Here is a 12,280-nt window from a genome sequence, read left to right as displayed (position 1 = left end):
CCAACGCGTAGTTCAGCGCTAGCGCGCTACAATCACGTGGGTAAAATCTTCTCCCAGCCAAGGCCGGGCCGGACTAGGCTGCACACCGTTGGTGGCAGGCGCCGGCCAACTTACCGGGCGCAGGGCCGCCAGGTGTTCGAGGCGATTATCAATCGAAGGCAAATAGGTGGGGAGTACTGAGTTCTTAGTCATACAAGACGGCGTAAAAAGTACTTACTGCCACTACCAGTCGGTGGGCTAAGTTGCTACTAAATTACTTTGCGCCGCTCTGCGCTTCCAACTAGCCGCTTAAAAACCAGTATTTTACCAGCCACTCTCTGCGGAAACTACGTGCTCCCTCACCAAACATACGGATGTGGCTCGCCCACCCCCTACCCCACCCCGAACAAGGACGCGAGCCAGCCAGCCGCCTGGTATAAACCGGCCAATAAAACCGCTGCTGGGCTGCGCTAAGGCCTATCTGCGAAACCCTACCCGGCTTTTTGAGGGGTAGGGTTTCGCAGGCAGGCCTGGGGGGTGGCGAGTGTACTTGCCTATTCCATCAGGAGGCGCCGCACGTGCGGCCCGGTGCGCACAGCGTATACCCCGCGGCTTAGCAGCAGGGTAGCCGTGCCGGCGGCATCGGTGGTGGTGGCAAGCACTTGGCGGCCCAGTGCATCAAACACTTGCACGAGCGCGCCCGCGGGTGCCCCCGCCAGCCGGGCCGATACGTGCGCCGGATTGGGCAGCAGCGTTAGTTCGCCAGGGCTGCTTTCTACGGCCTGCACCGGCGAGTACGTGAGCGTGCCGTCCAGGTCCACCTGCCGCAGCCGGTAGTATAAGGTAGGGCCACCGGGCGGCAGCGCTGCGTCGGTGAGGGCGTAGGAGTGGGTGGCCGTGGTTGTGCCTGCCCCTTCGACCGAGCCAATGGCCACGAACGTGTGGGCATCGGTGCTCCGCTCGGCCACAAAGCGGGCGCTGTTGCGCTCGCTGGCGGTCGTCCAGTTTAGCCGCACGGCGCCGGGCGCGGCTTGTGCCGAGAAAGCTACCAGCGTGACGGGCAGCGGGGTATTACTAATAGCTAGCTGAAACGGAAAATCTACACTGGCCCCGGCGCCCGCATCCGTGAGGGTGCTCCAGGTGCCAAAGCTGCTCTGTAGCGCATCGGCCCCCGGCACTTGCCCCTGCCCCGCCATCGTAACGGGCAGGTAATAATGCGTGGCCAGGGCCGTGGAGGCCCACTCTACCCAGTACGTGCCGGGGGGCAGGGTAAGGGCGGGGGCGATGGCCGCATCTACTTGCCAAACGTGGCGGGTAGTGCCCGCCGCCTCGTAGATGATGCGGTAGACCTGGGCATCGCGGCTGCCCACCAGGCGGTTGGTAGTAAGGTCGCCAAACACGATGGCGGAACCTACTGCGGTGGGCGGGCCATTCCAAATGCGCAGGTAGAGCGCCGTAATGGGCGACGCCTCCCCCATGTATCCCGTTTGGTACGGAAAGAACGAGGCCCTGGTCAGCGTCCACGGCTGCCCGGCCGGCACCGTAAAATTGTCGGCCAGCGTGTTGATGCCGCTTGTGGCCGAGAAGCCAAAGGTGCCCGCGTTAGCGGGCGCCTCGCTCCAGGTATAGCCCGCTGGCGCCGCCGTGCCGTTGGTCGTCAGAGCGCCCGTGGAAAACGGGCCGTTGGCATAGAGCTGGGCGTGGGACAACGGAACAATGCCTAACAGCAATAGTAAAAAACTTACAAAGGATAGACGTTTTTGCATAAGAATAAAAAATAAGCATAACTACAGTCCTGACAAAGATATAATCCTATCATCAGCAATAAAAACTTGAAATAAGTCTAAAATTTAGCCATTTCAACAGGTGTTACTATAGTCAATGAACTAGATTCAGCTTCCTGTGCAAAGCACAAAAAAGCCCCATCATCTAGTGGGGCTTTTTGAGGTGATGGCTTCGCAAACGCGGAGTTTGGGTAGCCAACTGGCCACTTGGCGGGCTGGGCAACGTAGGAAGGCGATAGGCAATTAATACTGCCAAATACGGACCGGCTAACTAGCAGGCAGCGGTGCCGGCGGCAGTGCACCCAGCGCAACGGCTGGGGCGGCCAAGGCCGCAGGGCTAACGGGGCCCTACCACCCTCGAGGAAGCTTTTACGTAAGTGGGCTACTTCTTACTCCCCTGCCGCTATGTCTACCGAATTAATTAATGGTTTTGGCAAAATTTACTTACGTATTAGCTACGACGCCGCTAACCACTGGGTCTTTAATGAGTGGATAGGCTACCAAACGTATGTGGGTATTGTGGCAGGGGCCGATGCCTGCCTGCTGCCTTTGGTAGAGCACAGCTGCGCATACCTGCTCAACGATAACCGCCAAGTAATTGGCCCCTGGGACCACGCCGTGGAGTGGATTGTGACCAACTGGGCTCCGCGCGCCATTGCTGGGGGCCTCACGCACTTTGCCAACGTCGTGAGCGCGGAAGCATTGGCAGCAACCTCGGCGCGAGCCATGGCGCTGGGCCTGGAAGGCCAGTGTCAGATGCATTTGTTTGCCGACATCGAGCTAGCCCAGCAGTGGCTGCGCGACGCCCAACTACATGCCCAGCCGAAGCACACCTAAGCCAGGGGTAGGCGGCTAGGGCACCAGGCCCAGCGCTTTGAGCACGCGCGCTTGGTCTGAGAGGTCGCCCACCAGGCGGCGCACCAAACCGGGTCGTTTTTTGATTAGGCAAGGCATGCCAAGCAGCTCTTCCTGCTCGGCAACTTCGGGATGCTGCTGCACATCGACCACGGTTAGAACGTAGCGACCAAGCAGGTGCTGCTCACACAGCTGCTGAATGTTGCGCAGTGCCAGGGCCGATTTAGACGTGGTGCCCATCACAAAGAGGTGCAGGTCGTATTCGGGCGCGGAGGCTGAGTCAGCAGGCGCTGAAAATACGCTCATCAAGGAAACTAGTACTGTGAAAGGCCGCAAAGATAACAGGCCTGCCCGCGCTGCTACTGGCAGCTACCGGTTGGGGCCGTTGCTTGGGCAGCCATTCGGCCTTGCACAGTGATTGAACGCCAGCATTGCGCCACCACACGAGCCTACTAGTTTCCTAAAAACCAAGGCACTATACCTGGGCGCGCTAACTCAGTTGGGGGCTAATGGCCCAGTTTTTCTGCGGCAGCGCCAAGCCACGCTGCTTGGGCATTGGCATTGGCATTGGCATTGGCTGCTCATACTGCTGCGCTAGCTCCTCTTCCTGCTCTTGGGCCAGCATGTGGGCCCATTCGTCCGGGGTTAGGGGGTAGGGCGGCGTTGGTTCGCCTTCCTGCAGCCAGCTTATTGCTTGCTGCCACTTCCGAATAATTATCTGTGACCATTGCATAGATAGGGGTTGCCCGGGCCAGGTAGCCTCTCCTGCCGAGCGCCGATAACTGTACTCGGCACGGCCAGCTCGAGTTACCAATTTACCAGTAAATCAGTATTTTAACCAGTAAATATCCCGATTTTACACCCTGCCCTTGTTGCCGTGCGAAAAACACTTACGGCCCGCTGCGGTGGCACCAGCCTTAGGCACTGGCCTCGGCGTCCCCGCAGTTTTACCGCGTGGCGGCCGGCGGCGCAGCCGGGGCCTACCCCCTTCTAACCGCCGCAGCTACCCTCGCGCTACTGGGAGGGGGTAGGCTATTTTTAGAAGTGCTGCTGCAGAATAGCCTCCACTTTCTCTCGCGTCAGTGGCTTGTTGATTAAGCCGGCCACGGCCAGTTCTTGCAGCCGTTGTAGTTCCCGGCTGTGCACCGACGTGGTGAGCAAAATGATGGTGCTCGGGTGCTGCGCCGCTAGGGGCAGTTGCTGGTAGGCTTCTATAAAAGCAATGCCGCCCATGATGGGCATATTGACATCTAGCAGGATAAGCACCGGGCAAGAAGCGGCGGGCGCCACGCAGGTTTGCGTGAGGATTTGCAACGCCTCGGCGCCATTCTCGGCCACTAGCAGCTGCTCGGCCACTTCCATCTTCTGGAGCAGCAGCTTATGAAGAAAATTGGTGGTTGGGTCGTCATCGACTAGCAACACGGTGGAGAGCTTGGGCACGTAAAAGTCGGGGAGTATAGCGGCAAATTTGAATTTATATGTATTACGGACTTACGCCAAAAAAGTGACGGTGAAAGTGGTACCAACGTTGGGCTCGCTTTGCACCGCAATAGTACCTCCGGCGTTCTCGACCATGCGCTTGACCATGTACAGGCCCACGCCGGTACCCGCAACGTGGGTGTGCAGGCGGCGAAAAATACCGTAGAGCTGGGTTTGCTGCTGCGCATCTAGGCCCAGCCCGTTGTCCTGCACTGCCAGCGTTACTAGCCCGTCGGCTCGGGCGGCCCGCAGCACTATTACCGGCGGCCGGTTGGGCGCGTGGTACTTAATGGCATTGCTGAGCAGGTTGTACACCACTGAGCGCAGGTTTTGAGGCGCAAACGACACGCACAGGCCAGGGGCCACCTCCACGGTAAGCTGCGCCGCGGCGGCCGTTAGCAGCGGCTCTAGGTCTAGGCGCACGGCCTCCACTGCGGCGGCTACCGGCACTTCTTCGGCAAGCGGGGCGTGGGCCCGCTGGAGGCGGGCAATATCGGTGAGCTGGCTGATGGTAGCCTGAAAGCGCTCGATGGACCCCTGCATTAATTGCAGCAGGTGCGGCACCAGCTCATCCGGTTGCGCTTCTCCGGCGGGCAGCTGCTCGCGCAGGGCCAGCAGCAGGCCCTCAATATTGGTGATGGGGGCCTTGAGGTCGTGCGACGCGGTATAAATAAAATTATCCAGGTCCACGTTGGTGCGCGTGAGTTGCGCGTTGGAAGAGTTGAGGGCCTCGTTGGTGACTTGCAGCTCTTCGTTCATGGCCGCCATTTCCTCGTTTAGGGTCTGCATTTGCTGGCGGGCGCGCACTTGCTCGGTCACCTCGAAGGCAAAAACCAGCACGCCATCAATCTGCCCCTGCTCGTCGTAGCGCGCCTGCTGAATGTAGTTAAAGTAGCGGTCCTCTAGCGCCCCGTCGCTGGGGCGGGCGAGCCGAATAAGAATGTCCAGGTCTTCGTGCATGATGCCGGTTTCGTACACCTGGCGAAGAGTACGGTACACGGCATGGCCCGCAATTTCGGGCAGGGCGGCCAGGATGGGCCGCCTCAGCAGCAGCCGGCCCGGAAAGAGCTGCTGGTAGCCAGGGTTTACCAGTTCATACACCAGCTCTGGCCCGCTCAGAATGCAAACGGCGGCTGGAGCTTGCATAAACAGGCGCTCAAGCTGCTGCTGCTGGCGCTCTGCTAGTAGGCGGGCTGCTTGCACCTCCCGGGTGCGTGCGGCCACTAGCTCGTCCAGCTCCTGGTTGAACTGCTGGAGCTGCTGCTGGGTACGCAGCAAATCAGTATTCGCGGCCAGAAATTCTTCGTTGGTGGCGCGCAGCTCTTCATTAGCGGCGGCCAGCTCCTCGTTGAGGTCCTGCACTTGGTAGCGGGTAAGCACTTGCGTCGTTACCTCATAGGCAAAGACCATGATGCCATCAATGGCCCCTTGCAGGTTGTAGCGGGCCTGGTAAATGAAGTTATAGTAACGCTGCTCGAGGTCGTGCACGCCCAGGTTATCGTGGTCGAGCTGCACCAGCATCTCGGTGGCGTGGTAGGGCTCGCCCGTTTGGTACACGCGGTCGAGCAGGCTAAAAATGGGCTGGCCAGTTAGCTCGGGCATAGCATCGGCGATGGGCCGGCCCAGCAGGGGCCGGCGGCCAACCAGCGCCTGGTAGGGAGGATTAACGAACTGGAAAATGTGCTGCGGCCCCTCAAATATGCAAATCATGGCTGGGGCCTGTTCCAGCACGTTGTGCAGCTGCGCGCGCTGGCGGTTGGCCTCGGCATAAGCGGCATATTCGCGGGCTTGGCTTTCGCGCAGCTGCTCCTCGGCCAGGCGGCTGGCCGTAATGTCTTGCACTGAATGAATGAGGTACTGCACCTGCCCTTGCGCATCTAGCAACGGGGTATTGCAGGTTTGCCAATAGCGCTCTAAAAACTGGCCTGGCGCGGCTGGGTTGGGTATGTCGTAGCGCAACGGGGCCATTTGGTGCGGCTGGCTGGTGGCCAGCACCTGCTCGAGCGACGCACGCAGGCTGCGGCTGCCCTGGGCCGTGGGCGCGGCGGGGTTATCCGGAAAAACCTCTAGTAGCGCCTGGCCGAGCAGCTCGGCGCGCGGCACGAGCGAGACGGCCACATAGCCGTCGCTAACGGCCGCAATCTGCAAGTCTGGGGTGAGCACTAGATTGGCGCCCGGTAGGACATTGAAAAGGGGTAGTTGCGGAAGTACGTCGAACACAGAAGCAGCAGATTGGATGGGCGAGGGCATCGGCACGCGCCCCCACCACGAAGTACGGAAGGCCAGCACGCTACCATTTGTACGCGAAGATGGCACATCGGCTTTCGCTAATTGCACTTTCGCTACCGCCTCCTTCCGGCAACTGCCCTATTTACTAGCAAACAGTCGGCCCGCGGGTGGGGGGTAGGGCCCGTATAAATCGCGGGCCCTACCCCCACCCGCAGGCCGACTGACCACTGGTTGGTTCGTATTACTAGCGCAGGGGTGGCCGTTCTCCCCGCTTTTTCCAGCCATTTGCGCCCTTTTAGGTAGTGGTGTGTCCTCCCCTAGCGCGGGCCTACTCCCCTTGGGTGGTCTTGGCTAGCACAATATTCTTTTTGGCAAAGTCAGCGGCAGCGTCGTTAAGCTGCTTGGCCGAGAGCGTTTGGCTACCCTCCTCAATGAGGACGCGGTAGCGAAACGTCACGGATTCCCCTTTCTTGAGTTGGAGATTCTTAGCCGTTGCGCCATTGGTGAATACTTTCTCGCCCAGCGGGTTAGCGGCAAACAAGCCGTAACCGCGCGCGTGCCAGAAGGTGGGGTAATTGGGGTTTTTCGGGTGGTCGAGAATGGCCACGCTCACCGAGTCGGCACCCATCTTGCCATACACTTTGCACCAAGCACCGCGCGTGCTCCAGGCCGCATTGCCGCTCTTACCGGCGCTGGTAATGTAATTGCCGGTGGCCGTTTTGTCGGTGCCGGCCTTCACGATGGTAACGTTGCCTTTGTCGTCGGTGTATTTTTCGTCTTTATCAGATGGCATTTGCAACTCGTGCGCCAGGCGCAAACCCAGCAGCCCGTCTTTGGCATCCGTAAACGTGACTTCGGTGGCGGCTTTCAGGGTCGTTACCCGGTCGATGGTGCGCTCGTGGCTGGTGCCGCTAAACTCGAAGCGCGTGGTTTCTTCCAGCAAAACCTCGTTTTTCTGATTGGTCCAGTTGGCATGGTAAGACAGCACACCCGTCGGGCCGCTGGCGGTGGTCAAAATCCGGTCGGTTTTAATCCAGCCGTACGAGCCTTTTTTCTCCTTCGGAATGGCGTAAGAATTATTCCAAAAGTCCAGGCCATTCACGTTTTCAAAGTTGAACCACAGGCCAATGTGGTGCGGGTGGTCGGTGGGGTCGCCGGGCTTGGGGTTAAGCGGAAAACCCCGGGTAACGATAGTCCCGTCGGCAGCGCGCAGGGGGTAGAGCACCGGCTTCTCCAACGTATCGGGGTACAGAAAGCTGGTAAACAGCTCCTTGCCCACAAACACGTCAATTTTTTTGCCGGTGGCACTCTTAGCTACCCGGACCAGCTCCGATTTTTGGGCGACGGCTTGGAAGGTGCAGGCTAGCAGCAGGGCACTGCCGCCAAGCAAAGGGAAATAGCGCATCATGTTTCGAGTTAAGTGCTTACACAATAAAGGCTTTGCCACCGACCATCACTTCCTGGGTTTTCTCGTCAAAGGTGGCTTTTTGGCCGCTGTGCACCGCCGCGTTGGTCATGATGGTGGCAATGGAGTGGCTGTAGCCCGCCTCCACGGGTGCGTTGGGCTGCTGGCGGCTGCGCACGCACTCCATCCAGTTGCGGATGTGGTTGGACGTCAGCTTGTCGCCGCCCGTGTTAGCGGAGGCGATAACGGGCTCGGCGGCCGATAAACTCATCTCGGGCAGCAAGTTGGCTTTCATTTGCATGGCCTCGGCCATTTTCTGGGTCAGGCCGCCCCTGGGCGATACCGTATTGGTATTCAGGTTAAGCTCGCCGCCGTTGGAGTAGTAGATTTCGGCCGGGTGCTCGTCGCCGTTGTGCATCCGCGAGCCAAACGTGACCTGGAATCCACTGCTCATATCCTGCACGGGGCCGTAGTCGAACACCGCCGTAATGGTATCCCAGTTGCGGCGGCCGTCTTTCCACTCGTAGATGCCGCCGTTGGCCACCACGCTGCGCGGGTGCTGCAAGCCACTGAACCAGTGTACGGTATCAATCTGGTGGCTCATCCACTGGCCCGGCAGGCCCGAAGAGTACGGCCAGAACAACCGAAACTCCAAGTACTTGCGCGCATCAAATGCCTCGGCGGGCCGGTTCATCAGGTAGCGCTTCCAGTCGGTGTCGGCTTCCTTGAGTTGCGGAATCAGTTCGGGGCGGCGCCAGCGGCCGGGCTGGTTCACGTTCCAGGTCAGCTCCACCATCGTGATGGGACCAAATTTGCCCGACTTGATAAACTGCTCGGCGGCGTGGTAGTTGGCCCCGCTGCGGCGCTGCGAGCCAATCTGCACAATCTGCTTCGAGGCCTTAATGGCCTTTAGCGCGGCGCGGTTGTCCTCCATCGTCTCGGCAAACGGCTTCTCTACGTACGCATCGCAGCCCGCCCGCACGGCCTCAATGGCGTGCAGGGCGTGCTGAAAATCGGCGGTGCTGATAAACACGGCGTCCACCAGCTTTTTGTCGTACATCTCCTCGTTGTTGCGGCAGGCCAGCACGTTATGCTGCATCTTCTCCTTCCAGGTCGCGGCGCCTTCTTCGCGGCGCTTTTTCCAGATGTCGGACACGGCCACTACGTCAAAGTTCAATTCTTTGTAGTGGCTCATAAAACACGGAATGTGCGAGCCTCGGTGGCGGTCGGAGAAGCCCACCACCCCAACGCGCACGCGGTCGTTGGCCCCAATAATGCGTTTGTAGCTACTGGCCGACCAGGAGGTAACGGGTGCCAGCAGCACGCCGGCGCCCGCCATGGCCGTTTGTTTGAGAAATTCGCGACGTGGAGTAGACATGGGGAATTCGTTAGGGGGTAGGGAAAGAATGCTAGCTAATTTAGGGTCTTGACTTTAATGCTGCGGAACGACACGCGGTTGCCGTGGTCTTGCAGCAGCAGGTGGCCGGCCGGGGCCTGCCCAAAGTTTGGCCAGATGTGGTATTTGCTCTGAGCTACCAGCTCCTTGAAAGCTGGTGAGCCGCGCACGTACTCCAGCACTTTGGCGCCGTTCAGGTAGTGCTCCACGTGGTTGTCGGGGTATACCACCACGCGCCCTACGTTCCACTCGCCAATGGGGTGAATGAAGCGCGGCGGATGCTCGGCCGTCATCAAATCGTACAACGACGCCAGCGTGCGGTCGCCGTCGCGGCCCAGCTTGGCGTCGGGGTGCAGCGCATCGTCGAGCACCTGGTATTCTAGCCCGATGGCCGAGCCCTCCGTTTTTTCGGCCAGCGTCACGAAGTATTTCACGCCGCTATTGGCGCCCGGCGTCAGCCGAAACTCGAATGACAAGTCAAAAGCTTTGTATTGGTCATTGGTGACGATGTCGCCGCCATTGGCAGCTTCCTTGCCTTCGGAGGGCAGCACCGTAAGCGTGCCGTCCGTAATCTGCCAGCCCTGCGCCGGGAAGGCGGCGGCTTTGGCACTGCGCCAGCCGGCGTTCGTTTTGCCGTCAAACAGCAACTTCCAGCCGTGCTGCTTCTCGTAGGCCGTCAAGTAGTTAGGCACGAAGTTGACCACGTAGATGTCGGCCGGAAACGCGCTCGGCTTCAGGTTGGCGGTCTTGATGCGGATGTTTTTGAAGTACACTTTCTTGCCTTCCTGCTCCTTGGTCGTGATGCCATGCACCTGCAAGCCAATAAAACCAGTTGGGTCAATGGGGTCCACCACGTAGGCCACCGGCGTGCCATTGAGCCACGTTTTCATCTCGTTGCCAATGCACTCCACTTTGACGTGGTTGTACTGGCCGAGCTTGAACAAGGTCTTGGCCTGCGGGTGCAAATCGAGGGGGTAGAGCCACTGCCGGCGGTCCTCGTCGTACACGCCGCCCGACCAACTGCGCGCCGACGGGTCAATTTCGAACTGCCGGCCGTACACCTTGTTTGCGTGGCCCTCGGTGTTGAAATGGCTGCGCGTTTGCACGCCCGAGTTGCTCACGGCGCTTTCTATTTGCAGGTCTAGCTCTAGTTGAAAATCGCCGTATTCCTTTTCCGTGACCAGAAACGTATTGCCGGAGTTCATGACCGTCGTGCCGACAATCGCGCCATTCTCCACTTTGTAGTCGGCGGTGCCAGCCAAGCGCTTCCAGCCCGTCAGGGTTTTACCATCAAACAGGTTTTGCCAGCCATCCGAGGCCTGCGCGAGCAGTTGGTGGGGCGCTCCTAACAGCAGTGATGCGCTGAAGACACAGCCAATTATCAAGTTAATCTTTTTCAAGGTGGGTGGGAGTAGGTTTTGAATGGTTAGGCAAGTAACGCAACAGCGGCCCTACCCCCTGCGCCGCAGTGCAGGGGGTAGGGCCGTTTTTTAATACCCAGGGTTTTGCGGAAAGGATGCTATACCGCCCGCCGTGCGGTCAATCTGGTCCTGCGGAATGGGCCGCAGTTCGTGCTTGCCCGCCCGAATGTTGGGGGCCGCATCGGGATTATACAATTTTACCCGGTCAATCAAGATACCCCACCGCTTGAGGTCAAACCAGCGGAACATCTCGCCGAGCAACTCGCGCTCGCGCTCTTGCATGATGAAGTCCATGGTCAGCTGGCTAGCCGTGATTTCCATAGCCGCTTCTTTGCCAGCAAACGCGGCCCGGCGGCGCACGGTATTGATAAACGGCAACGCCTCGGCCGTTTTGCCCTGCTTGAAAAGCGCCTCAGCCGCAATTAAATACGTCTCAGCCAAGCGAAACATTAAGAAGTCGCGGCTACCCGGCTGGTACTGCAAGTCGGGCCGCAGCGGGTCCAAAAATTTGGTCAGCGTCGGGAACAGGTTGGGCCGGTACAGGCTGGGCACCAGCACCTGGTAAGGCTTTTTGGCTCGTTGGGCCAGCGTCCATTCTACTCCCGGCAGGTAAATAGCCGTGTCACCAGCCTTGACGGTAATTGACGTTTTGGAAGCATCAAACAGGTTGGTAAACGTGCCCGGGTTGTTGGAGAGGTACACCGTGCGAAAGCTCTTTTGGTAGCGCGAGTCGTTGGTGCGGTTGCTAAATACGGTGTTCAGCGTGTACTCAGTGGGCCGAAACCGCCGGAACGGGCGGCCATAGAAGATATCGCGTTTCATGCCCGCCTGCACGTCGTACTCCATCACGTAGTACAGATGGGTCTCATTGCCAACACCGTTGGTGGTAGGGTCGGAGGTGTACTGGGTAGCAAAAATCACCTCGTCGTTCACCTCACCCGAGCCCTGCTGAAACACGCTGGCAAAGTCTGGCAGCAGCCGGTAGCTATAGTTCTTGATGACGTTTTGGGCGTAGGTAGCGGCCTTGGCGTAGTCGTCGGCCGCGGCGGCCTCCGAGGTGGCCTTGGTCAGGTACACCCGCGCCAGCAGGTGCTCGCACGCGCCCTTGGTTACGCGGCCGTAGTCGGGCGTGGTCGCCGTCAGGTCGGGTAGGGCCGACTCTAAGTCGCTGACAATGGCGGCGTATACCTGCGGCACGGGCGTGCGCGTGGCTTCTTTGCTGGCTGTGGTGCTTTGCTTCAGCACCAGCGGCACCGCCCCAAACTGCTGCACCAGCACGAAATAGTGGTGCGCCCGCAAAAACTTCACTTCCGCTACCCGCCGCTTTTTGGTGGCATCGTCGAGGCCCGTCACGTTGGGCGCCTGGTCGATAACGGCGTTGGCCGTGTTGATACCCACGTAAAAAGCATTCCATACGTCAATGACGGGCTGCGTGCGGCTATCGAGCTGGGTAGTGTACTGGTTCATAAACTTATACGTGCCGTCCGAGCCCATCGTGTAGGTGTCGGTGCCAAACACGGTCAGGTCCATGCCGTTTTCGCGGCCGTAGAAATCGCGCAGCGACGAGTACACTGCCTTCACGCCGGCATCAAAGCCCGCAGCGGTAGTCAGGTAATCGGCACCCACCTGCGATACCACGCTTTCATCGAGCAAACTTTTGCAGGCCTGGCTGGCCAGCAACATCACCGCCACCGCCAACAGCTTACTGTATTTCAACGCTTTCATATAAGAA

Annotated in this window: 11 protein-coding genes; 1 reads left to right on the top strand and 10 read right to left on the bottom strand. The window is 59.4% G+C overall.

Annotation, left to right across the window (positions count from 1 at the left end):
- Positions 1 to 18 precede the first annotated feature (18 nt).
- On the bottom strand, positions 19 to 192 hold the full coding sequence (locus tag GO988_RS01220) for a hypothetical protein (protein ID WP_157561711.1): 174 nt from the start codon (positions 190 to 192) through the stop codon (positions 19 to 21).
- A gap of 341 nt (positions 193 to 533) precedes the next feature.
- Entirely contained in the window at positions 534 to 1,688 is a 1,155-nt protein-coding gene (locus GO988_RS01215; protein ID WP_157561710.1) for a hypothetical protein, read from the bottom strand.
- A gap of 480 nt (positions 1,689 to 2,168) precedes the next feature.
- Between GO988_RS01215 and GO988_RS01210 the strand changes: the two genes are divergently transcribed.
- Complete coding sequence (locus tag GO988_RS01210; protein WP_157561709.1) at positions 2,169 to 2,600, top strand: STAS/SEC14 domain-containing protein; 432 nt, start codon at positions 2,169 to 2,171, stop codon at positions 2,598 to 2,600.
- A gap of 15 nt (positions 2,601 to 2,615) precedes the next feature.
- On the opposite strand, the gene GO988_RS01205 is transcribed toward GO988_RS01210, so the two are convergent.
- The 8 genes from GO988_RS01205 to GO988_RS01170 form a co-directional block, all read right to left on the bottom strand.
- Positions 2,616 to 2,924 (bottom strand): circadian clock KaiB family protein, encoded by a 309-nt coding sequence (locus tag GO988_RS01205; RefSeq protein ID WP_157561708.1) that lies wholly within the window; start codon positions 2,922 to 2,924, stop codon positions 2,616 to 2,618.
- Positions 2,925 to 3,108: 184 nt separating this feature from the next.
- Positions 3,109 to 3,351 carry a hypothetical protein gene (locus GO988_RS01200; protein WP_157561707.1) on the bottom strand — a complete coding sequence of 81 codons (243 nt, stop codon included), beginning with the start codon at positions 3,349 to 3,351 and terminating at the stop codon, positions 3,109 to 3,111.
- Between the two features lie 305 nt (positions 3,352 to 3,656).
- On the bottom strand, positions 3,657 to 4,058 hold the full coding sequence (locus GO988_RS01195) for a response regulator (RefSeq protein WP_317164762.1): 402 nt from the start codon (positions 4,056 to 4,058) through the stop codon (positions 3,657 to 3,659).
- A 51-nt stretch (positions 4,059 to 4,109) separates the two neighbouring features.
- On the bottom strand, positions 4,110 to 6,317 hold the full coding sequence (locus GO988_RS01190; protein ID WP_198172457.1) for a PAS domain-containing sensor histidine kinase: 2,208 nt from the start codon (positions 6,315 to 6,317) through the stop codon (positions 4,110 to 4,112).
- A gap of 337 nt (positions 6,318 to 6,654) precedes the next feature.
- A complete protein-coding gene (locus GO988_RS01185) occupies positions 6,655 to 7,734 on the bottom strand; it encodes a DUF6807 domain-containing protein (RefSeq protein WP_157561705.1) in 1,080 nt (359 codons plus the stop codon).
- A 16-nt stretch (positions 7,735 to 7,750) separates the two neighbouring features.
- Positions 7,751 to 9,109 (bottom strand): Gfo/Idh/MocA family protein, encoded by a 1,359-nt coding sequence (locus GO988_RS01180; RefSeq protein WP_157561704.1) that lies wholly within the window; start codon positions 9,107 to 9,109, stop codon positions 7,751 to 7,753.
- A 35-nt stretch (positions 9,110 to 9,144) separates the two neighbouring features.
- A complete protein-coding gene (locus tag GO988_RS01175; RefSeq protein WP_157561703.1) occupies positions 9,145 to 10,527 on the bottom strand; it encodes a 3-keto-disaccharide hydrolase in 1,383 nt (460 codons plus the stop codon).
- A gap of 90 nt (positions 10,528 to 10,617) precedes the next feature.
- Positions 10,618 to 12,273, bottom strand: coding sequence for a RagB/SusD family nutrient uptake outer membrane protein (locus GO988_RS01170; protein ID WP_157561702.1), 1,656 nt, complete (start codon positions 12,271 to 12,273; stop codon positions 10,618 to 10,620).
- Between the last annotated feature and the right edge of the window lie 7 nt (positions 12,274 to 12,280).

The sequence above is a fragment of the Hymenobacter ginkgonis genome, from assembly GCF_009755225.1.
Classification (GTDB): Bacteria; Bacteroidota; Bacteroidia; order Cytophagales; family Hymenobacteraceae; genus Hymenobacter; species Hymenobacter ginkgonis.
Note: the sequence above shows the minus strand (reverse complement) of the source record. Positions and strands in the feature narration are given on the sequence as shown.